General features: G+C 43.8%; 18 protein-coding genes. 8 read left to right on the plus strand and 10 right to left on the minus strand.

Features of this window, described 5'->3' with window-relative positions; translation table 11 throughout:
• Positions 1-39 precede the first annotated feature (39 nt).
• Positions 40-1,464, plus strand: coding sequence for a Gfo/Idh/MocA family protein (locus J0X14_RS00845; protein ID WP_207095871.1), 1,425 nt, complete (start codon positions 40-42; stop codon positions 1,462-1,464).
• 73 nt (positions 1,465-1,537) lie between these two features.
• On the plus strand, positions 1,538-3,007 hold the full coding sequence (locus J0X14_RS00850; protein ID WP_207095872.1) for a vanadium-dependent haloperoxidase: 1,470 nt from the start codon (positions 1,538-1,540) through the stop codon (positions 3,005-3,007).
• A 3-nt stretch (positions 3,008-3,010) separates the two neighbouring features.
• Here J0X14_RS00850 and J0X14_RS00855 read toward each other — a convergent pair whose 3' ends face one another.
• The 9 genes from J0X14_RS00855 to J0X14_RS00895 all read right to left on the minus strand — a co-directional run bounded on the left by J0X14_RS00855 (position 3,011) and on the right by J0X14_RS00895 (position 16,899).
• Positions 3,011-4,261: an RNA polymerase sigma factor gene (locus J0X14_RS00855; RefSeq protein ID WP_207095873.1), complete on the minus strand. Its 1,251-nt coding sequence runs from the start codon at positions 4,259-4,261 to the stop codon at positions 3,011-3,013.
• Positions 4,262-4,316: 55 nt separating this feature from the next.
• A complete protein-coding gene (locus J0X14_RS00860; RefSeq protein ID WP_207095874.1) occupies positions 4,317-4,667 on the minus strand; it encodes a YciI family protein in 351 nt (116 codons plus the stop codon).
• 269 nt (positions 4,668-4,936) lie between these two features.
• Positions 4,937-6,010: a PA0069 family radical SAM protein gene (locus J0X14_RS00865; protein WP_207095875.1), complete on the minus strand. Its 1,074-nt coding sequence runs from the start codon at positions 6,008-6,010 to the stop codon at positions 4,937-4,939.
• 80 nt (positions 6,011-6,090) lie between these two features.
• Positions 6,091-7,641: a hypothetical protein gene (locus tag J0X14_RS00870; protein WP_207095876.1), complete on the minus strand. Its 1,551-nt coding sequence runs from the start codon at positions 7,639-7,641 to the stop codon at positions 6,091-6,093.
• 25 nt (positions 7,642-7,666) lie between these two features.
• Entirely contained in the window at positions 7,667-8,449 is a 783-nt protein-coding gene (locus tag J0X14_RS00875; protein ID WP_207095877.1) for an enoyl-CoA hydratase/isomerase family protein, read from the minus strand.
• A 19-nt stretch (positions 8,450-8,468) separates the two neighbouring features.
• Positions 8,469-9,875 (minus strand): sensor histidine kinase, encoded by a 1,407-nt coding sequence (locus J0X14_RS00880; RefSeq protein WP_207096635.1) that lies wholly within the window; start codon positions 9,873-9,875, stop codon positions 8,469-8,471.
• A 183-nt stretch (positions 9,876-10,058) separates the two neighbouring features.
• Positions 10,059-10,604: a CopD family protein gene (locus J0X14_RS00885; protein WP_207095878.1), complete on the minus strand. Its 546-nt coding sequence runs from the start codon at positions 10,602-10,604 to the stop codon at positions 10,059-10,061.
• Between the two features lie 19 nt (positions 10,605-10,623).
• Positions 10,624-13,746: a VPS10 domain-containing protein gene (locus tag J0X14_RS00890; protein WP_207095879.1), complete on the minus strand. Its 3,123-nt coding sequence runs from the start codon at positions 13,744-13,746 to the stop codon at positions 10,624-10,626.
• Positions 13,747-13,764: 18 nt separating this feature from the next.
• Complete coding sequence (locus J0X14_RS00895; protein ID WP_207095880.1) at positions 13,765-16,899, minus strand: VPS10 domain-containing protein; 3,135 nt, start codon at positions 16,897-16,899, stop codon at positions 13,765-13,767.
• A gap of 104 nt (positions 16,900-17,003) precedes the next feature.
• Here J0X14_RS00895 and J0X14_RS00900 point away from each other — a divergent pair, with 104 nt between their 5' ends.
• Genes J0X14_RS00900 through J0X14_RS00910 form a run of 3 tightly spaced genes read left to right on the plus strand, consistent with a single transcriptional unit; the run spans position 17,004 to position 19,763 of the window.
• Positions 17,004-17,798 (plus strand): DUF1080 domain-containing protein, encoded by a 795-nt coding sequence (locus tag J0X14_RS00900; protein WP_207095881.1) that lies wholly within the window; start codon positions 17,004-17,006, stop codon positions 17,796-17,798.
• A 17-nt stretch (positions 17,799-17,815) separates the two neighbouring features.
• Positions 17,816-19,240, plus strand: a complete 1,425-nt coding sequence (locus J0X14_RS00905) for a Gfo/Idh/MocA family protein (protein ID WP_207095882.1) — start codon at positions 17,816-17,818, stop codon at positions 19,238-19,240.
• A 19-nt stretch (positions 19,241-19,259) separates the two neighbouring features.
• On the plus strand, positions 19,260-19,763 hold the full coding sequence (locus tag J0X14_RS00910; protein ID WP_207095883.1) for a DinB family protein: 504 nt from the start codon (positions 19,260-19,262) through the stop codon (positions 19,761-19,763).
• Between the two features lie 4 nt (positions 19,764-19,767).
• On the opposite strand, the gene J0X14_RS00915 is transcribed toward J0X14_RS00910, so the two are convergent.
• Entirely contained in the window at positions 19,768-20,892 is a 1,125-nt protein-coding gene (locus tag J0X14_RS00915; protein ID WP_207095884.1) for a DUF2891 domain-containing protein, read from the minus strand.
• Positions 20,893-21,013: 121 nt separating this feature from the next.
• Between J0X14_RS00915 and J0X14_RS00920 the strand changes: the two genes are divergently transcribed.
• From J0X14_RS00920 to J0X14_RS00930, 3 genes are all read left to right on the plus strand, one after another.
• Entirely contained in the window at positions 21,014-21,454 is a 441-nt protein-coding gene (locus J0X14_RS00920; RefSeq protein WP_207095885.1) for a YybH family protein, read from the plus strand.
• 34 nt (positions 21,455-21,488) lie between these two features.
• Positions 21,489-22,625 (plus strand): SPFH domain-containing protein, encoded by a 1,137-nt coding sequence (locus J0X14_RS00925; RefSeq protein ID WP_207095886.1) that lies wholly within the window; start codon positions 21,489-21,491, stop codon positions 22,623-22,625.
• Between the two features lie 145 nt (positions 22,626-22,770).
• The gene (locus tag J0X14_RS00930) at positions 22,771-23,862 is read left to right on the plus strand and encodes a DNA helicase PriA (protein ID WP_207095887.1); all 1,092 of its coding nucleotides are present in this window, start codon (positions 22,771-22,773) and stop codon (positions 23,860-23,862) included.
• The last annotated feature ends 8 nt before the right edge of the window (positions 23,863-23,870 follow it).

The raw sequence follows: 23,870 nt of genomic DNA on the forward strand, positions 1-23,870 counted from the left end.
GGTTTTTTGTATCTTGGAAAACTATTCAAACTAAACATAATGCAAAGAAGAAAATTCATCAAAAATGCAGCAGCGGCTTCAGCTGCTTTTTCTATTGTTCCAAGCCATGTTTTGGGAAAGACCCATGTTCCTCCAAGTGACACTTTATATGTAGGTGCATTTGGCGTTGGGGGCAGAGGCGCAAGTGTAATTCGCGGTCTCCACGAAACCGGCATGGTTAAATTCGTATCCTTCTGCGATGTGGACGATCGTAGAGCCCAACCCACCTATGAACTTTTCCCCAATGTAAAACGATACAAGGATTTTAGGAAGGTCTTCGATGCACACCTGAACGATATAGATGCTGTCATGGTAGCCACGCCCGATCACACACACGCTACCATAGCATTGCCCTTTATGCGGGAGAAAAAACATGCCTATGTTGAAAAGCCATTGACCCATAACATCTATGAGGCCCGGTTAATGAACAAAGTGGCAGAAGAAAACGGAATTGTTACCCAAATGGGGAACCAAGGTGCTTCCAGCGATGGTAGTCGCATTGCCCGGGAATGGGTAGAATCTGGAATTATTGGAAAAGTTCACACAATCGATTGCTGGACCAACCGACCTGTTTGGCCGCAAGGGGTCCCTGTTCCTTCGGAAAAACAAAGAGTGCCCAGAGAATTGGATTGGGACACTTGGCTCGGCCCTGCCGCTGTACGCGATTACAATGCCGCATACTTGCCCTTTAAGTGGCGCGGTTGGTGGGATTTTGGCACCGGTGCTCTGGGCGATATGGGATGTCATATCATGGAAACCCCGTTCAGTGTTCTTGACTTGGGTTATCCCACAGAGGCTGAAGCCAGTTGTACAACCGTTTGGGTAGGTGATTTTGTTGAAGCGGATTATAGTCCTTCCTGTCCCCCATCCTCCAAAATTCATCTCAAGTTTGAGCATGAAGAGCATGGAGATATAGCCCTTAACTGGTACGATGGTGGGATTAAACCCAATCTTCCAGATGAACTCAAAGATGGGGAAACAATTGGCGATAGTGGAGGCGGAACCATCATGTATGGTGAAAAAGGTACCCTTATTTGTGATACCTACTCAGAAAATGCACGTTTGCTTCCGTCAGATATGATGGATCTTTACAAAACACCCGCACCCAAATACCCTAGGGTTCCTGGTAGCGTGGGTGGACACATTGCCAATTTTGTGGATGGCTGTTTGAATGGAACCCCAACTTCCTCCAATTTTGAAAAAGCCGGACGACTTACCGAGACCGTTCTTATGGGGAATTTAGCTGTTAAAGCGTATCAATACAAAGTATTGAAAGAAGGCAAAAAAGTTGGTGATTGGGAGCCTTTTGACTATCCCGGCAGACGTAAACTGTTCTGGGATGGAGACAATATGAAAATCACCAACTATGAAAAAGCGAACGAATGGGTTACCCGTGAATATCGCAAGGGTTGGGAACTGACATAATTTTTTTTGAATTAATGGCTGGCGTTTAGGGTATTAAACCCTTATATTCGTCAGCCTTAGATTAACGGTACATATGAAAAGAACAATTTTGTTGCTATTTGTTATAGCAACCTTACTCAACTGCAAACAAAAAACAGAGCAATCCGCTGATGCAGCCATGGAACCCAAAGGAGCGGACAACATTGCCTACCAATGGAGCCAAATAGCCATAACCGCTACAGCAAACGATACGGAAATGTTCAAGCCAAGACCTACGATTACCTCTCGCTTCTTGGGTTTGATTTTTGTGTCCGTTTTCGATGCTTGGTCGCGATATGATGAAAAAGCCATTCCGGTCTATCTTGATGGGGTGGAAAGACGCCCTTCTGACGAGCAGACCCTTAAAAACAAGGAAATTGCCATTAGCTATGCCGCCTACAGGGCTATGAACGAATATTATTATTCAGACAAGGAACTCTTTACCAACTTTATGGTAGAGTTGGGCTTAGACCCTGACAATGAATCTTTGGACCCAACCACGCCAGAGGGGATTGGGAACTTGGCCGCAAAAGCTGTCATTGAGGCTAGAAAAGGTGACGGTGCCAACCAATATGGCGAGGAAGAAGGTTCCAATGGCGAACCTTACTTTGATTATACCGGCTACGAGCCTGTCAATCCCGTAGATCAAAACAATGACCCCAACCGCTGGCAGCCCAAGTATTTTTCTGATGGAAAAGGCGGAAAATTTGCTCCAGGATGTTTAACCCCATTTTGGGACAAGGTAAAACCCGTTTCCATGAAATCAGGCGACCAATTCCGTCCAGGGCCTCCTCCAAAGATAGGATCTAAGCAATTGGAAGAAGAGGTAAAAGAAGTAATTGAAATGCAGGCTAATCTTACCGATGAGCAAAAAGCATTGGTGGAGTTCATGCGGGATGGACCCCAATCCGTGCAACAGGCTGGACACTGGTTAAAATTTGCCCAAGAAGTTTCCATTAGGGACAACCATACCTTGGACCAAGATGTTAAAATGTTCTTTTACAATCAAGTGGTGGCCATGGATGCGTTCATTGCATCATGGGACAGCAAAATGTATTACGACTTTGCAAGGCCTTTTGCCTTGGTTCATGAGTATTACGACCAGCAAAAGATTAAGGCATGGGGTGGTGTAGGTAAAGGAATGATGGAAATGGATGGCAATCAATGGCGCCCTTATTCCCCAGATACTTTTTTATGCCCTCCTTTCCCAAGTTATACCTCAGGACACAGTACCATTAGCGGTGGGTGTGCCGAGGCCTTAAAACTTTGGACGGGTAGTGATGAGTTTGGATCGGAAGTAGAGCTTGTTGCAGGTGCAATGACGGAACCTGACAATCTGGGCGATACGGTTACCCTGAAGTTTCCAACGTTTACCAAAACAGCCGAAATGGCCGGTATCTCAAGGGTATTAGGTGGGTATCACATTCAATCTGATAATATTGCCGGTTTGGAATTGGGACGCGATGTGGCTCGTGAAGCCTGGAAGTTCTATAAAAAGCATATAGGAGAAGAAGAACAGATGTAAGTCTTAGCTGAGATTCAGCTTCTTTTTATAGTGCCTTTTGATGAGTTCGTTTTCCGTTAACGCAATGGCCTTTTTCAAGGCAGATTGTTGTGCCTCAGTATGATTTAATTCGTCAAAAAGTTCAGCTTTTATGGCATATAGGAGCCCTTGTCCCTCAAAGTTATTCTTTGGTTCAAGGGTTTCTAATTCTACAAGACCTTTTTTGGCGCCATGTACCTTGGCAAAAGGGATGATTCTATTCAGGGCCACCATAGGTGAATAGTAGAGTTTCAGTTGCACATCGTACAAGTAGAGAATACTTTTCCAATCAGTTTCTGCAAAATTTTTAGCGGTACTATGATAATAGGATCGTGCCGCTTCCAAATGATAATCCGATGGCGTGCGATCCAATGTCCCTGCATTTTCCAAATGCCGAATCCCAATGGAAATCAATTCCTGATTGTATTTGGAACGGTCATGGTGTTCCAAGGTGACCAATTCTCCAGCTTCATCCAATCGGGCATCAAATCTGGACGCATGAAAACACATTAATGCAATGAGGGCATTGAGATTGGGGTGTTTACAGTATTTATTTTCCTGAAGTAGAAGTGCCAAACGCAAGGCTTCATAACAGATGTCCCTTTTAATGATCTGCGCACCGGAGGTGGCGGCATATCCTTCGGAAAATAAAAGGTAAATGACCCGTAAAACTTGAAACAATCTTGATTGTAGGCCCATCTGCACCGGAATTTTTAATAGCTGTACTTCTTCCCGAAACTTTTTCTTGGCCCTGGTAAACGATTTGGCAACAGCATCCTCTTTTTTCAATAAAGCTTCCGCCAATTCTTTATTGCTGAAACCGCCAATCAGTTTTAAACTCAAAATAATTTGATATTCCTCAGATAACGTTGGATGACAACAAGCAAATATCATTTTTAATTGACTATCAGAAATAGTCTGGTCCAAAAAAGGGTCCGTGGAATGTTCAATGGTACTTTTTGGTTGTAGCTCCCCAGCTTCCCGATATTCAACTTTTTTCTCCCGTCGCAATACATCAATCATTCTGTTGCTCGACACACGATACAACCACGCTGTAGGATTATCTGGAATGGATTGATATGCCCACACTTGCATAGCCTTAACGAAGGTATCTTGGGTTGCATCCTCAATTTGCTCCAGATATGATGTGCCAAATTTATGGGTCAACAGTGCCACCACCTTTCCATATTCCGTTCGGAAAAGATGCTCAATAGCTTTATGATGGTTCTTTGACATAGCGAAAAACAAAAAGCCCAACTATACGTCAGGCCATTTACAATCATTTCAATTTTTAGTGTTCCAAGGAAAGGATTTCGCGTACCTCAACAAAAGCCCCCTCATAATCAAATATGGGACACCCTTTTGAGATTTCAACAGCCTCATCAATGTCCTTCGCCGAAACAATAAGGTAGCCTCCCACCATTTCAGCCCCTTCAATAAAGGGACCATTGGTAATCACTTCCCCACGTTTGTGGACCACTTTTCCATCTTTTTCTAAAGGAAGGCCATCCAAAAGCTTTCCATTTTCCTTAAGTCCTCCCATCCATTCGCCCCACACCTGCATGTGGGCTTGTTGTTCTTCTTTTGATAATTTGGCATAAGCTTCATCGCCACCCCTGAACAAATACAAAAAATTACTCATTGATTTACATTTTTAGGTCCACCCAAAGTGAACGGTTATACATTGTTTTCATCATTAAGACGAAAGATGTAACGCAGATTGGACAAGATTTCTAAATTATTAAAATAATTGATTTGTCGTTTAGAGCAAGTTAGGTTATTACTTAGCCGACACGAATTGCACGAATATGCACCAACATTCTTGCCTCTTGTATCATAGGTCTTATTTCTCTCGTCTTATATCTCTTTTGTCTACAAGCGGAGTTTTCAAGTGCTGTAAGGTGCCTCACATCAGAACAATCGCATCTGTCCATTTTTATATTGCTCATGGAGATCCTTGTTCAAACTAGGGAATTTTTTATCCTTAAAGTATAGCTGTCTTGCCAACTTGGCCATATCGTGGATTTGGGTGGCAATTTTTCCTTCACCACGATTGCGAAGTCCAAAACGACTATCATTAATGCTCCCTCCATGGCAATCTTGAATGAGGTGCAAGACCTTTTCGGCCCGGTCGGGCATCGCCTTCTTAATCCAATCGGTAAAAATCTGGCCAATAGCGCCGTTGAGTCGGACAACAGTAAATCCAAACGAAAGTGCTCCATGCTCCGAGACCGTTTTTGCCAACTGCAACAATTCATGACTGTTTATACCTGGAATCATGGGAGCCAACATAGCATTGACTGGAATCTTGTTCTCTGAAAGTACCTTAATCGCTTTCAGTCTTTTTTGAAGGGAAGCCGTACGGGGTTCCAACTTCCGTCTTGTTTTTTCTGATAAAGAAGTGATGGAAATATTCACTCCTACCAATTGATGGGCATTTAACTCTTTTAAAATATCCAAATCGCGAAGAATAAGAGCATTTTTTGTGATGATGCCCACAGGATGACGATACTTTAAGAAGACTTCCAAACATTTTCGGGTGATTTCAAACTTCTTTTCTGCAGGTTGATAGCAATCGGTGTTGCCAGAAAGTACAATAGTCTGTGCCTTCCAGTTTTTGTGTTTGATCTTGGCCTCCAATAACTCTGGTGCCGCCTTCTTTACCAAAATCTTGCGTTCAAAATCCAATCCTGCGCTGTAGCCCCAATATTCATGTGCATTGCGCGCATAGCAATAAATACATCCGTGTTCACAGCCTTGGTAGGGGTTCATGGAATAGGCCATCCCAACATCTGGGCTATCCACTTTGTTGACAATGGTTTTTGGGAATATGGGTATGTATTGGGTCTTGTTGTTCTCCGCCTCTTCGCCTTCCAAGCGACAAAATTCCAAAAAATCCTCCCGCATTTCATACACATGCTTTAAAAACTTGTTGGGCGTGTTTTGCTGTGCTCCCCTGCCTTTGAGAAATTTTTCGGGTTCCATAAAATTGGATTTATTCCAAATTTAGGGAATATTTCCAATATTCAGATGTGTCAAATTGTATTTAACGTTTATGAAAAACTTTACTTGAAGTCTACCTTAACCAACTGTTTTTTGCTCCCTCTTTTAGCATAGAAGAGCATGTTGTCCTCTTGCTCGTTCTTTAAAGGTTTGGATACCATTAAGGGCAATCGGGCTTCTTGTTGGTCAATGATTTTTTCATAATCCATTACCCCGTTTTCATCCAAAGAAATGAGGAAAACGTTCCGGTTTCGACTCAACCCTTGTTTAAAGATGAGTCGCTCATTATTGATCAATTGTGGATTTTCCGCAGCCGTACAGATGAAGAAATAGGTCTTTCCGTTTTTGCAATACGAGCTATAGGAAGCATAAGCACCATCACCTTGGGTTACTTCGGTCTTGTTGATGTTTCTGGCCCACTCCATGTTTCCATTGGAGTTCAACTTTACACTTACAATATCGTTATGATGATACCGCTCAATTTTTACCCGTTGGCCCGCTCCGGTAACCTCTAGTCCAGAAGTGACAAAATACTCTTCTGCGTTAAAAAAGATATTTTTCTCTGGAGTAATCTCAACTCCTTTAAAGACCAAATTCTTGATCACCTTATCTTCTTCCCTACCAAATTTGTCTTCCATAAATTGCTGGGAAAAGGGATTATATTTTCGGGCATTGATTTCCAACGTAGTTGGATTTACATCAAAATAGGCGATGCCATTGTACCGATTATCCTTTCTATCGGCATAAAACCCTGCACAGACCAGTCTGTTATCCAAAATGATGGGATATAAGGCTTCCGGATATTTTCCGGGATCCACAAAAGATTGGGTCTTGCTGCCATTTTGGGAAAGTTTGATCAACTCATATTGAAATTTACGCTCATCTACTTGAAAACGTTTCTTTTTAAAATAGGCTTTCCCTACAATGTAGGCGGTTTGAAGGTCCCGTGTGATGGCCAAATTCTCAAAAGCGTAATTTTTCTCTTCAATCTCATCCGAAAAGTCGTATTCAAACCGCTTTTTCAATGCAGTATCATACAAATGGATGATGTGCTTGTTACTTTTTCCTTTTTTATGATGGGTACTGATAATAAATCCGGTTTTGTCCTCATTGAATAAAATCGCTGTGGAGAATCCATTGGAAAAATTACGGTTGTAATAGTTTTTGCCAACGGGGTCGTTTACTTCTTCGGAAGTAATGGACAACAGCTTTTCAGTCCTAAAATTAAAGGCAATAATAGGGCTCGTATGCACCCAATATTCATATTGCCCGTAGTCGTAATTGTAATTAAGGAACAACAGGTTTAATTGGCCATTTTTGAGAAAACCATCCACAAAATCCAAGCCCTTCAACTTGTAGTTATACTCGGAAATCAGTTCTAAATCTTGGTTGTAATGTTCAATAAGGTAGCCTTTGGGTTTTAAAATGAGTCCTTGGTAATAGGCCCTAACCAAAATATATCCCCCGGTGCCATCTTCATCTATGGTCAAGAGATTTGAATAACGATAGCGATCATGGAATTTTTCGCCAAAATCATAGGAAACTGGCATTTTTTGGGCACCCAAAATCATCCCAATAAGAAGGAAGCAAAGTAAAAGTATCTGTTTTTTCATTGGTCTGGCTTAGTTAAGCCAATGGTTATGAACCGGGGAAGTTTGCCTTGCGTTTCTCCAAAAAGGCCGACGTTCCTTCCTTGAAATCGTCGGTACCAAAACAATGGCCGAAAGCATCAATCTCCACGGCATAGCCATCAGCATCATACTTAAAACCAGCATTTACCGCTTTTATTGCATGTTTTATGGCTACAGCGGAATTATTCGATATCCTGCTCGCTATTTTAACGCAAAGAGGCAATAATTCCTCTGGGGATGCCACATGGTTCACCAATCCGTAAGCAAAGGCTTTATCCGCATCAATCATGCCTGCAGTCATAATCATTTCCATGGCCCTTCCCTTTCCCACAAGCTGGGGCAAGCGCTGGGTACCCCCATATCCGGGGATTACGCCCAAGGATACTTCGGGGAGACCCATTCTGGCATTACTGCTCGCAACTCGAAAATGACAGGCCATGGCCAATTCCAGTCCTCCGCCAAGAGCAAAACCATTTATAGCAGCAATGACAGGTGTGTTCAGATTTTCAACAAGGTTAAAGAGGTTTTTGTGACCCATTGCTGATAACTGTCGGCCTTCCTTGACCGAAAAATGCGCAAACTCTGAAATATCTGCTCCAGCCACAAAGGCTTTTTCTCCACTTCCGGTAATGATAATTACTTTGGTCTCATCGTCCTCATCCAATTCCTTGAAAGCCACATGAAGCTCCTCAATGGTTCGCTTATTGAGGGCGTTCATTTTCTCAGGTCGATTAATGGTGATGGTGGCAATGTTGTTTTCCTCCTCTATGTAAATGTTTTCGTAGTTCATGAGCGCTTTTTATGTGCCTTTATTCTTTTGGAAATCGTATGGTGAATACGGTTCCCTTACCTTCCTTTGAAGTAAAAGTAATGGTTCCTCCATAGTTTTCCACAATGTTTTTTACCATGCCGAGCCCAAGACCGGTGCCGCTTGATTTTGTAGTGAATTTGGGTTCAAAAACCCTGTGTTTAAACTCATCTGAAATACCAATTCCATTGTCTGCCACCGAAATTTTTACCTGCTGCCCTTCAGTGGCCACGGTAACCAAAATCCTGGGAAATTCAACTTCTGGAATGGCCTGGATGGCATTTTTCACCAAGTTTGTTATGACCCGAATAAGTTGGGTGCGATCCAATTTGGCAATGATTTCCTCTTCATCAGCAATAAAATGAATGTAATCCTCATTGAAAATCTCCAAGGCCAATTTTACGATTTTCACCACATTCAGGGTCTCGTTCTGCTGTGCCGGCATATTGGCAAAACTGGAAAAGGCCGTGGCAATGTTGCTCATGGTATCTATCTGTTGGATCAAGGTTTTTGAAAACTCATTTACTTTGGATTGGATGGCTGGGTCATTGGGGTCGAACTTACGCTCAAAGCTTTGAACGGTCAACCGCAAAGGGGTCAATGGGTTTTTGATTTCATGGGCCACTTGTTTTGCCATTTCGCGCCACGCTTGTTCGCGTTCGCTTTTGGCCAGTTTTACAGCGCTTTCCTCAAGTTCATCAATCATTCTATTGTAGGAATCAACCAAGTTGCCAATCTCTTCACTGGGATTCTCTATATAGATTTTCTCGTTTTGCAGGTTCAGATTGGTCTGCTTCATCTTATCGGAAATAGTTTGCAAGGACCGCGTTATATATTTTGAAATAACGTAAGCCAAAAGAATGGCCGAGAGCAACATCACCAAGTACACCCCTCCCAATCGCAATAAAAACTCCTTTAGCTCATGGTTGTTGAAGGAATTGTCCTCAAAATAAGGGAGGTTCATAATGCCAATGGGCTTAAACTTAGGGTCGTTGATATAGGTATAGGAAGCTTGATAGTCATCTCCAGCCGCATGTTGTTCCTCCACATACCTTTTTTGCCCACTATCCCTTAAAAAATTAAGCACATTCGCATCCAAACAATTGGATATGGAATCGGCCTCAAAGCTGGGCCTAGAACTTTTGATCAGGTTTCCTTCGAGGTCATAGATATTGAAATTTACATTTTGGACATCAGCTATTTTATAAATTTCATCCTTAAAGATAAGACCCAAATTATCGGTGTTTACCGGATAGGTAGTCTCCCTAAGCGTATATGAAATACTCTGGATAACCTGTTCCTCTTTTCGCTCCAACCGGTTTTCATGGTAATCCCTTGCCTGTTCATTGTATTGGTAAATAGTTACTCCGGCAATCAATACCGAAGCAATGACCACCAATAGGATCATGGTGAAAAAAATACGGGATCGTAAGGAGAGTTTACTGAGCAATCTTAGCTGATTTGAGATAAAATTACACAATTATCAAGTCAATTAAAGCCCAAGCACAAATTCAAGTACAAGACTCAAGTTCATCTAAATTTGAATCTTGCTGTGTTGAACTTGATACTTGCTCTTGATACTTGAACTTTTTTAAGCATCCGGATTCTTATCCTGTATGCGCTTGTACAGCCGAATACCGAGCATCAATAAAATGGCCAAAACCACAATGCCGATGACGCCATAGATCCAATTGAACGCATTTTTAAGGACCACCAAAAACACCACGGCAAATAGAATCAATGTGGCCACTTCGTTCCAAATCCGCATAAATCGCGAAGTGTAGTTGACCTCATCGCGTTGCAATTGTTTGAATATTTGGTGACACTTAAAATGATACCCAAACAAAAGCACCACAAAAGCGAGTTTAACGTGCATCCAAGGTTGTTGCAGCCACCCTGACATCAAAACCAACAGCCATATCGCAAAGACCGTGCACAAAATCGCCGAGGGCCAAGTGATAATGTACCACAACCGTTTGGTCATCAATTTCAACTGATCGCTCAAGATTTCTTTGTCGGGCGATGGTTTTTGCATGGCCTCAATATGGTAAATGAACAGTCTGGGAATGTAAAACAGGCCCGCAAACCAGGTCACCACAAAAATCAAGTGTAACGATTTGATATATGCGTACAACAATCTACTCTATTTTTAAATGTTACATTCGAATCGCACCCACGCCATTCTCCCAAAGCTTTTTATTGTAATTGGGAATATCGGAGTTCATCAAAGTTAGGGCACGTTGACGCAATCCCGCCCATTGGGCATCCAATTCCTTTTTTCTATCCTTTGAGGGTTGATTGATTTTGGGCAATGCGCTGTTACTATGGTTCGCCATGAACAAATATTCAGCGGTAAACTTATTGGGGAAATTCTCCACATCATCATACGCTTGCGATTTGCGCTGCACCATATCTTCATCCCATGCTTTTAGCTTGGCCAAAAGTGCTTTTCCTTCCTCTTTGAGGGATTCATTTTCCAAATCTTCCAAAAGTTCTTTCAATTGCCCTTGAACCTTGAACAATGTATTTAACTTTTGATGCATATCGGTCAAGTTGGCTTCTACCTCGGTCATAAAAGCATCGTGCTCCTTATAATTTTCCAGTGTCACATCCACATTGGGAGTAGGTACAACCTCTCCTTCTGCAGTCACCGTTTCTCCATTGACTTTTAAACGAAGCGTGTACGCTCCCGGAGGGACTTTATGCCCCGTAAAATCCGCTTCAATATAAACGTTTGGAATTCCAGGGACTATGGCTGTCTTCAAATCCCAAACAAAACGGTTCAATCCTTTGCTGGTTCCCAAAACCGGGGCCGGCGGCGCACCACCACCATGGTGTGGAATATAATCCTCGTCCTTTTTGGAGGTGAAGCTTCGTACAATTTTGCTTTGTTCGTTCAAGATGTCCATGGTAATCTCCGTGCTGTCCATCGCCTTGGGCAGATTGTAATAGATAACCATGCCATTAGCTGGGTTCACCCCTTCATACGGATTGGTTCCCTTAACTTCTTTCGAGCTACTGTTCAATGGACTTCCCCAAAAACCGTGAATGGCATCTTCGGGTGAAAAAAGTTTCAACACATTTGGGTTCGATGCGTATTGCGACAGTATGGTGATGTTGTCCAAAATCCAGAATGAACGTCCGGATGTAGCCACAATCAAATCGCCTTTATGCACTTTCAAGTCGGTGATGGGCGTTTTGGGCAAATTCAATTGTAATGCTTCCCAGTTTTTGCCATCATTCCAAGAAATGTACAATCCCTTTTCTGTTCCAGCGTAGAGCAATCCCTTGCGTTCTTGGTCTTCACGAACCACTCGTGTGAACGAACCATACGGAATTCCGGAACTGATATTCGACCATGTTTTTCCATAGTCGGCGCTCTTGTACAGCGCCGGAGTGTGGTCATTGAATTTATAGCGGGTCGTGGCAATGTAGACTGTAGCCGGGTCATGCGGCGATACCTCAATAGCATTGACCAAACATTCCTGTAATCCTTTTGGGGTGATGTTTTCCCATGTATCTCCCCCATTTCTGGTCACGTGGACCAATCCATCATCACTGCCGGTGTAGAGCACCCCTTTTTCATGAGGCGATTCAATAATGTAGGCCAAAGTACCGTAGTTTTCAGCCCCTACTGCCTCATTCGTATAGGGTCCTCCGCCTTTTCCCTGAAGTTCATCTTGATCACGGGTGAGGTCAGGGGAAATTTCCTCCCAGGTCATTCCATTATCTCGGGTACGAAGTCCCAACTGGGCTCCATGATAGAACGTACCGGGTTCGTGTTGTGACCAAATGATGGGTGCATTCCAGTTGTATAAGTATTTCATGTCGCGTGCATCGCGGCCCAAATATTGGATGGGTGCCGCCATAACATTAGTGGACATTTTCGATTCCATATCCAACAGCTCAATGGTTCCCAAATAACTGCCACCCATTACATAGCGCGGATTATCTGGGTCGAAACCTAAAAAGGCGCTTTCGCCACCTGCGGAGTAATGCCAATCTTCTAGGGTGATGCTCCATCGACCTACCGAAAGACTGGCTATTTTAACCGAAGTATTGTCCTGTTGTCCACCATAAATATTGTATGGGAAAAGGTTGTCGGTATTGATACGATAAAACTGTGCCGTAGGCATATTTTCCTGAAGTGTCCAGTTCTCACCATAGTTGAAAGTGATGGTGGCTCCACCATCATCGGCCATAACCATGTTTTTGGAATCTTTCGGGTTGATCCAAAGATCATGGGTGTCTCCATGGGGCACCTCAATGGTCTCCCAGGTTTTTCCGCCATCTTCAGACCGAAACATTTCAGCACTCAACACGTAAACGGTATCCTCGTCATTGGGATCCGCAAACACTTCAATATAATACCAAGCTCGTTGTACCAAACGGTTGTCACCACTGACCATGCCCCACGTTTTTCCAGCATCGTTGGACACAAAAAGTCCGCCTTTATCCGCATTGGAATCGCTTTCAATAAGGGCATATACCTTGTTGGAATTGGCAGGGCTTACGGCAATGGCCATTTTCCCTTTTTCTTTGGGAAGTCCTTCTGTCGACTCGGTCCATGTATCGCCTCCGTCAGAACTTTTGTAGAGTCCACTACCTTTACCCCCACTTATCACGATATTGGGTTTGCGTTGATGTTCCCACATAGCGGCGTACAACACCAAAGGATTTTGTGCATCCATGGACAATTCAACGGCTCCCGTACCCTCATCCACAAAAAGAATGTTCTTCCAAGTCTTGCCTCCATCCGTGGAACGATAAACTCCACGTTCTTTATTGGGACCGTACAAGGCGCCTTGGGCAGCCACATACACCACATTAGGATTGGTAGGATGAATGATGATTCTAGAAATATGCTGTGTTTTTTCCAGACCGAGTTTAATCCAGGTCTTACCTGCATCATTGGATTTGTATACGCCATCTCCGTAGGAGGTCATCACCCCACGAGGAGCATGTTCTCCCATTCCACAGTAGACAATATTTGGGTTTGATGCTGAAACAGCCACCGCTCCCACGGAACCCATTTCAAAAAAACCATCAGAAATGTTGTCCCAACGTCCTCCAGCATTGGTGGTCTTCCAGAGTCCACCTCCGGTTGTTCCCATATAGTATGTCAATGGGTCACCAACCACACCGCTTGCGGTTACGGAACGACCACCCCGAAATGGACCAATGTTCCTAAACTTCATGGGTTTAAAATACTCGTTTGCAGTTTGGCCAAAGGCCAAGGTTCCGCAGAGTGCACACAGTAGAAAGAATGCTTTTTTCATGATTGAAACCGTTTTACCTTAGTCCTCAATACTCAAATACTCCAACCCCAAACTGTTGAACTCGTCATTGAACGCTTCGATTTCCTCATCCACCAAAGCATCAAAAGCCGTCAATTGGGTCTTGATTTTGCCTGAAAGTTCGTTTTTCACGGCAATGTCCTGCTCCGTTGGAGGAAAATCATCAATGGAAACCAAACTGTTCAAATGCGCCAATTTATTCGTCAATCGGATGGGGAAGTTCAAAGGATCTTGGCCACTTCGGTTCTGGGTTTGGTACAGTGCCTTTTCAATCTCACCAAAACCTTCCTTCATTTCTTTCGCTTTTTCAACCAATGCTTTGGTAGCTTCATTGTCTTTGTACTTTTTGATGAATTCGTCCAATTTACCATTGATGTTCCTAATTTTTTGAATGGACTTGTGCGCCTTATCCACAGTTTCATTGATATCCGAAATGAAATCGAACTGTTTTTGCATGTCGGCCACAGAAACCTCAGCTCTTGGATCAGGAAGAATCTTAAAGTCTTGGGATTGATCGCTTCCGTTCACATTCAAATGAACTTTGTACGAACCGGGTACCGCTTTGGCTCCATCCAGATTGGCCCACCATAAAATCATGCCATCCAATAGTTTTGCCCCTTTTCCGCGTGTATCCCAAACATGTGTATTCCCTCCTTTTTTCACCGTCAGTTTTTTATCCTTGTCCGTTGCTTTATTGCTGTACGATGCCAAGGTATCGCCTGACATCGATGTGTACGTCAGGACAATGCTATCCTTTTCAGCGACATCCTTCAAGTAAAAATGGGTCACCACACCGTTGGGATGGTTTTGACCTTCGGTCAGTGAGGGATTTTGAGCAGCCGACCCTTTGGTGCGATAGCTATCTTTTGGATGGTATAAAATAGCATCTGCCGATTTTTTTGAAGCATCCAACTGATGCAAAACAGTTAAATCATCAATAATGTACAAGCTCCTTCCTTGGGTGGCAACAATCAAATTATCATCTTTGATCGTCAAATCCGTGATAGGCACAATAGGCAGGTTCATCTGGAATTTTTCCCAGTTCTGACCATCATTGAAGGAAATGTACATCCCCGTTTCCGTTCCGGCGTATAATAATCCTTTTCTTTTGGGGTCTTCACGAACCACACGGGTAAAATGCTCGTCCTCGATACCGTTGGTAATTTTGGTCCAAGTCTTCCCGTAATCGGTGGTCTTGTACAGATACGGAGCAAAATCACCCAACTTGTATCGGGTTGCCGCAACATAGCAAGTCCCTTCATCAAAAGCGGAAGGTTCCACACTGTTGATCATATTCCATTCGGGCATATTGGGTGGGGTAACGTTTTCCCAAGTTTCTCCACCATCCTTGGTCACATGAATCAGACCATCATCACTACCAACCCAAAGCAAGCCTTCTTTCAAAGGACTTTCATTGGCAGCGAAAATGGTGCAGTAGTATTCCACACTGGTATTATCCTGAGTGATGGGACCTCCACTGGACACCAATTTTGTTGGGTCGTTTCTTGTAAGGTCGTCACTCAACAATTCCCAACTCTGACCTTCATTGGTGCTCATATGCACATGGTTGGAGAAGGTATACAACTTTTTTGGGTCATGCTTGCTGAAAATGATGGGGAAATTCCATTGAAAACGGTATTTCATCCCCTCGGCTCCATAACCCATTGGGTTGTCTGGCCATACATTAATACCTCTTACCGTATTGGTTTCATGATTAACCCTGGTCAAAAATCCGCCGTAACTGCCACCATAAACAATATCATCATTGGCAGGGTCTACCACAATATGTGCTGATTCACCTCCGGCGGTTTCCTCCCAGTCATCTTCACCGATAGAGCCGTCATCACTTCTATGGTTGATGCGCAAGGTTGAATTATCTTGCTGAGCCACATAAATGCGATACGGAAAAGCATTGTCGGTAGTGACACGATAGAATTGTGCGGTAGGTTGATTGTAATAGGTACTCCAGGTTTCACCGCCATCGTAACTGATTTGCGCACCGCCATCATCTCCCATGACCATACGTTGGGAATTTTCAGGGGCTATCCATAAATCGTGGTGGTCTCCATGGGGTGCATTGAAGGTGCTAAAACTTTTCCCGCCATCGGTACTTTTGTGGTATTGTACGTTCAGGACATACACCACATCTTCATCTTCGGTATCGGCATAGACACGAGTATAGTACCATGCACGTTGACGTATTTTTCGTTCTTCATTGACCAAGGTCCATTTTTTTCCGCCATCCTCAGAGCGATACAATCCGCCCTTTTCCTTATTTTCCACGATAGCCCAAACCCGGTTGCTGTTTTTGGGCGATACGGATACTCCGATGATGCCCAACGTATCTTTCGGGAAACCTTCATTCTTTGAAATTTCGGTCCAGGTTTCTCCACTATCGGTACTTTTCCAAAGCGCAGAACCATCGCCACCACTGCTCAAACTATAAGGCGTTCGTTGTACTCTCCAAGTAGCCGCATACAAGATTCTAGGATTATTGGGGTCAAACGTAAGGTCTACGGCACCCGATTGATTGTTCACAAAAAGTACTTGCTTCCAAGACTTTCCGCCGTCAGTACTCTTATATACTCCTCTTTCTTTGGTTGGTTTGTAGATGTCACCAAGAACAGCGGCATAAACGGTATTGTAATCGGTTGGATGCACCCTAATTCTGGGCACATGCCTGCTTTTTTCAAGTCCAGCTTCCTGCCAAGTGGCACCGCCATCTTCTGTTTTCCAAACACCGTAACCACTTGAAACATTCCCTCGAACGGTTACCTCTCCGCCGCCTACATAAATAACATTGGGGTCACTCTGGGCCACTTCAACAGCCCCTATACTTCCGCCGAAATAACCATCAGAAATATTGCTCCACGTCCGCCCACCATTGGTGGTTTTCCAAACACCACCTCCTGTAGCTCCAAAATAGAACAAGTTGGGTTCACCGGGTACCCCGGTCACTGCTGCGGAACGTCCTCCGCGGAACGGACCTATCAACCGATACTCCAAGCTGGAATAGAGCTCTTTTGGATATTCGGAAGTGGTTTGTGTTTTCTTTTTTCTTTGGGATTGAACTGGGGCAATGCATAATGCTGCGGTAAGCACAAGCATACCGATTTTGAGAAAGCTAGTCTTCATTTTAAACGTGTTGAGTTAGTCGGCCTTAAATGTAATGAAAATGGGAGAAAAAAGGTTATCAATATTTTGTACTTTAACCCACCAAAAAAATCTTTATCCACACAATGCAACATTATTTCAAGTTCCTAATCCTCTTTATTGCTCTGGCTACTGCCTGTAAAAACAAACCTAAAAATGAAGATAGTCCAAAAGCGACTGAGACCACTGAAAAAGTCGTTTCAGACTGGAAATATCTTTTTGATGGAACCAGCTTAGAAGGCTGGCGCGGGTACAATATGGATTCATTGCCTCCGGGCTGGACCATAAAGGACAGTACGCTCACTTTTGATACCGAATTGGGACTGGAACAGGACTATACGGGCGGAAAGGACATTCTCTACGGTGCTGAGGAGTTCGACAATTTTGAACTCTATATTGAATGGAAAATCCCTGCAGGTGGAAACAGCGGTATTCTTTACCATGTGAAAGAGGGGTATGACGGCCCTCCAGAGGTCGCCCCTGAATATCAGCTTATTGATGATGAAAACTATGCCAATATCCACGATTTGGTAGGATACAACTCGCAATTTGGTGCGGAGCACCCAGAACTGCTTCAGGATTGGCAGAAAACTGGAGCGGATTATGCCATGCACGTAGCGGATGAATCCCAAAAACAATTGAATCCAGTTATGGAATGGAATTCAACCACTATAGTATTTACCCCGGAAAAAGTAGAACACTGGCTCAATGGTAAAAAGTTATTGGAATTTGTGCCTTGGTCCGAAGACTGGTATGTCAAAAAGAATTCCGGAAAATGGGACAATGCTCCCGATTATGGAAAGTTTAAAACAGGGTACATTGCCCTTCAAGACCATTCCAGCTCCATTTGGTTCCGCAATATTAAAATCAAAAAACTATAACTGACTAACAACATAGTATGAACAAACGAGAGTTTATCAAAAAAAGCAGTGTTGGCGTTTTGGGTCTGGCACTGGCACCATCACTATTGAAAAATTTAGACCCACAGCAAAAACTTCGTACAGCCCATATCGGTGTAGGGAATATGGGAAATGAAGATCTTAAGGCTATTTCTTCGCACCCACAAGTGGAAGTAACCGCTCTTTGTGATGTGGATGCCGTTAATTTGGCTGCAGCCCATAAACTACATCCTGGTGCACGAGTGTTTTTTGATTACAGAGCCATGCTTGAAGAACTGGAAGATGAAATTGATGCAGTCATTGTATCGACTCCAGACCATACCCATGCCCCTGCTTCATTGATGGCCATGGAAATGAACAAACCCGTGTATTGCCAAAAACCATTGACGCATTATGTCTCTGAGTCCCGAGCCATGAAAAAGATGGCTGCGGATAAAGGTCTCGTAACCCAAATGGGGATTCAAGTACACTCGTTTTACGATTACAAGTTGGCTACACTTTTGATTCAATCTGGAATCATTGGAAAAGTGCATACCGTTCATGCTTGGTCCCCAAAAAATTGGGGTTTTGATGGAAAGGCGCCCGAAGGTGAAGACCCAGTTCCAGCACAGTTGGATTGGAACCTGTGGTTGGGCACTTCAGCGGAACGACCTTATAAAGATGGGTACTACCATCCTGGCAATTGGAGAAAGTTAGTCGATTACGGCTGTGGTACTTTGGGTGATATGGGGGTTCATATTTTTGACACGCCGTATAACGCATTGGCGTTGGATGTTCCCACTACCATCACTACTGCATGCCGACCTCCCAGTGGCTATGGCTATCCCGAAAAAAATACGGTCACGTATGAATTTCCGCAAACACCTTATACCACAAAAACCTTAAAGTGGGTTTGGTATGATGGGCCAGGGGCTCCAACCTTGAGTGAAGACCTTATGTTACCGGGCATGGAAATGAAAAAGACTGCTACATCCGGTGAGAAAAGTGTAGCAGACAAGATTTCATTGGATGCTGGTGTTGCCGGAGAAAATGAATTACCAGAACAAGGGGCCATGTTCGTTGGGGAAAAAGGACGACTGTTATTGCCCCACTTTATGCAATTGCCCAAGAAAATCAAAAAGGGAAAATATGTGGACATCTCCAAGGAAATTGCCAAGATTTCTGAGGAACACAACTTGGGTGAACCTATCCGTAATTATGAAACCGAAGGCCCAAAACATTACCATCAATTTGTGGATGCCTGTTTGGGCAAGGGGGAAACTACTGCACCCTTCGATTATGCCGCTCGATTGACCGAGACCATCTTGTTGGGCACCATTGCAGGACGATTCCCCGGTGAAACCTTGCATTGGGATTCAGAAGCCGCGAAGTTCAAAGAAGAGAAAGCGAACAAATATTTGTCTGGCGATTACAGGGATTTTTAAGAAGTGTAAAACCATTTTTATGTCAGCTCCCCAAGAATATTGGTTGAGTGGTCCGATTCCCGATGTTCCTGCGCTGTTGCAACCCGCGGCCCATGCTTTGCTGCAATCTGTCCGGGAAATAAAAATCTATTTAGTGGATTTCCCTGAAGAAAAACTTTGGGAAAAACCGTTTGGGAGAGCTTCGGTTGGATTTCACCTGCGGCATTTGACCGGAGTGCTGGACCGAATGCTCACCTATGCCAAGGAAGAATCCTTGACCGAGGCCCAATTCCATTTTTTAAAGAATGAAGGCAGTGAGGAGAATGCGCCAAATGCCCAGCATTTGATTGAAGATTTTGAAAACAAAGTCAATGAGGCTTTGGATTATTTTAAAACCATCCCTGAAAATGCTCTTACGGATGAACGGTTCGTTGGCCGTAAAAAGTTACCATCAACAGTGATCGGGTTGTTGTTTCATGCTGCTGAACACAGCCAACGCCATGTGGGTCAATTGTTGGTTACGGTGAGCGCTTTGAAAAACTAATTCCCTACTGCTCCCCCAACGCATAAATCGCAAAAGTGCCCAACCAATGGCCGCCTTCGTAATTATCCCCAATCAAATTTGGAAAGGAATAAGCCAAATGTTCGTGAGCTAATGGTTCCAGATGCCCATATTCCTCTGGATATTGATTGGCCAATCCAAACAATACCCAAGCTCGGCTGAAGTTCAAGCCATCCAAGTGGACCAACTGGCCATCCTCACGGTCACCGACCAAGGCAACGGCCACATCAAAATCAGGTTGCTGTAAATTGGGCAGGAACTGCGCCATCCATTTTAAAAAATCTTCCTTACCCAAAATGCGTCGCATCAAATCCATTTCCTCAAAACATGGGGATAGAAAATCGGCTCCACTGGGCTCCCATGTCAGGGGACAATCTGTATCATTTTGATAAAAATCCAACGCCCGTTGTTGAATCGCTTCCTGCAAAGCAGTATTACCAAGGGTCTGGGCATAATCCCATGCAAACGCCAATGCAAAAGCGGTGTTGGTGTGCGTCCCTACCCGAACCGGATATTGCAATTTGGGTAGGTAGTCAATGAACTTTTGGGCAATTAACTCCGTCAACGGTTGCAAGTTGGTTTCCAATTCCCGGGCAAGCGGGTCATCCCACGTATGGAGTTCTTCGGCCAATTTCAGCAACCACCCCCAACCATAGGTTCGCTCGTAATTTTTGTTGTGTTCACCTTCAAAATACTTCACCTCTCCAGCAATGCTCTCTTGGGTAATATTTTCGGATAGAATCCTGCGCATCCGTTCCGCTTCTTCCACATTGGGAAACTCCTTCAGCAGTCGCACCATGGACCAATTGCCATGCACCGAGGAATGCCAGTCAAAACAACCATAAAATGCAGGGTGCAATGCTTGGGGTTCCCCTAAATCTCCCTTGCTGCCCAAGGTATGCCCCAATTTATTTGGGTATTCCTTTTGCACACATTCCAACGGAAGGGTGGCCAAGCTATTGGCCTGCTCCAGAGTGAGGGTAATTTTTTCTGTAATCATCGGAGGTATCTCCGATACTTCTTCAGCGGGTTTTGATTTTTCACTCACTTCTCCACACGAAGCAATAAGAAGCAACATGACAATTAAGGCGATTCTGGCAAGAAATTTCATCGGGTTATATCGTTTAGTCCTTTTGATGGACGGCAATGTAACAAAACCCCTCGATTTTATACTAATCCATCGGAAGCTAAGTTCGTTTTTCATAGATTTAAAGCTCCAAACCTAAACTGATATGAAAAAGTGCTGTTATCTGATTTTGTTGTTCTCCCTAACCTGCTTTTCCCAAGCACCGGATGAAGCCAAAGACAAAGCCGATATTTTAAAGGTATTGTCCGTTCAGCAGGATGCATGGAACGACTATGATATTGACACCTTTATGGAGACCTATTGGAAATCAGAGGAACTTACTTTTTATGGAAGTGCCGGAGTGGTAAAAGGTTGGCAAAGCACCAAGGACCGATACAAAAAAAGTTATCCGTCCAAAGACCATTTTGGTCATCTTGAATTGACCTCCAATGAAGTTTCCAAAGTCTATGAAGATGCCTATATGGTGATGGGAGAATACAACTTAACCCGAACCGTAGGCGACATGCATGGCATTTTTATGCTGGTCCTAAAACGAATTGATGGGGAATGGAAAATCATTGCGGATACCTCTTGTGAGGTGAAATAATTGAATACAAGAATAACTTTAAAACACTATAACCATGGATATTTTTGGCAAAATCAAGGAAAAGCTCAGTCATGAGTTTATCGACATTATTGAGTGGCTGGACTATACCGATGACACTATCGCACATCGGTTTGAGCGCTACCAGAACGAAATCAAGAACGGAGCAAAATTGATTGTCCGCGAAGGACAAACTGCTGTGTTCATCAACGAGGGGCAACTCGCCGATGTTTTTGAGCCGGGCACCTACGACCTTACCACGCAAAACCTTCCTATTTTGGCCACCTTAAAAGGTTGGAAATACGGATTCAATTCACCTTTTAAAGCCGAGGTCTATTTTGTGAACACGCATTTGTTCACCGATGAAAAATGGGGCACCAAAAGCCCCATCACCTTAAGTGATGACCGTTTTGGATTAGTGGAAATACGAGCTTTTGGCACTTATGCGTTTAAAATTTCGGATGCTGGGAAGTTCATTATTGACATTGTGGGAACCGATAGCAACTTCACCAATTTTGAAATCAATGAGCATTTGAAAAGTTTAATCGCCACGCGATTCACCAACACCGTGGGACAGGCCAATCTGCCCATTGAACTTTATGCCGCCAATACCACCGAACTTTCGGATACCTGTCGTGAAGTGATGGCACCCGAGTTTCAGAGCGTGGGCATTTCTTTGGAGAAATTCTACATTGAAAACGTTTCCATGCCGGAAGACCTCAAGAAGGAAATCTTTGAGTACAGTCGTATCGATAAATTGGATTTGGACAAATTGACCAAGTTCAAAACCGCCAAAGCCATTGAAGCAGCCGCCCAAAACGAAGGTGGTACCGCCGGCGCCGGAATGGGAATGGGAATGGGCTTTGTTTTGGCCCAGCAAATGGGGGGCATGATGAATCCTCAGATGGGAGGAGTAACTGTGCAAGGACAGCCAGCAGCAGCCCAAACCCCGCCACCTATGCCAATGCCAACCCAATATTTTTATGCGGTGAACGGCACACAACATGGTCCAGTTTCGTTTGAACAATTACAAGCGTTGTTTGCGGGAAGAACCGTCAACCGAGATAGTTTGGTCTGGAAACAGGGCATGGCAGCATGGACCCCCTTGAGGGAAGTGGAAGAACTAAAATCATTCTTGGGTGGTAATACCCCTCCGCCGTTACCAACGGAGTAATTTTAACCTTGTCATGCTGAACCGTCATTTCGAGCTGACACCCTGAGCGTAGTCGAAGGGGCAGTCAAGAAAAAGGTGAAGCATCTCTCATTTTTTATTAGTAAATGAGTGAGATTCTTCGTTTCACTCAGAATGACAAAAGCCCTTGGAAGAACAAGAAATCCAAAAGACCGAACTCAAAAAAGCCTGTGTCAATTGTGGTGCTGAACTTAAATACAAGCCTGGCACTACCAATATCAGTTGCGAATATTGTGGGCATGAGGAAACCATTAAATTGGATGAAAAGGGGTTTGAGGAGTTGGAGCTATACCCCTACCTCAAGGAGATGGGCTCACAGCGGCACAGTGAGGAAATCAGTATGTTGCATTGCAAAAATTGCGGTGCCAACCAACATGTGGAGGAAAATTACAAATCACTCCACTGTGTCTATTGCGGTATGCCCTTGATCTTGGAGGATGCCTACAAAGAAGATTGGATTCTGCCTGGGGCGGTACTTCCTTTTCAAATTGACCAAAAAGCTTCGTTTACCATTTTTAAGAAATGGGTAAAACGGTTGTGGTTCGCTCCGAACAAATTGCAAAAAGCCGCTTTGGATCCTCAATTCACCAAAGGACTCTATTTACCGTATTGGACTTTTGACGCACAGCTTTCAGCTTCATATATTGGTCAGCGTGGTGAATACTATTATGAAACCCGAAGAGTTCGAGATGCGAATGGGAAAATGGTAACGCAACGGGTTCGGAAAACACGATGGTACCCCGCCTCTGGAAAAGTATCCGGGTTTGTGGACGATACCTTGATAAAAGCTTCGCAGCAAAAAGCAGGACGGATTCCAAACAAAATTGCCCAGTGGAACTTAAACATGTTGCAACCCTTTGACAGTAGTTTTCTTTCCGGTTTTGTTACGGAGAAATATACCATTCCATTGCAAGAGGGACACCTGCATTCCAAAGAAGTGGCACGAGATATTGCAGAACGATGGTGTAGGCAAGACATTGGTGGAGACACGCAACGGGTCACCAGTATGGATATGCAACTCTCCGAAGAGACCTTCAAACATATTTTGTTGCCTGTGTATGTGAGTGCCTATCGCTATCAAGGCAAGGAGTACAATTTCTTCATCAATGGGGAAAACGGGCAGATTTCGGGTACACGACCTTACAGTTTCTGGAAGATTTTCTTTGCCGTTCTAGCGGGATTGCTGGTAGTTGGAATCATAGTTTATTTTGCTAAGTGATAAGCTAA

This window comes from Allomuricauda sp. CAU 1633, assembly GCF_017313225.1.
Lineage (GTDB): Bacteria > Bacteroidota > Bacteroidia > Flavobacteriales > Flavobacteriaceae > Flagellimonas.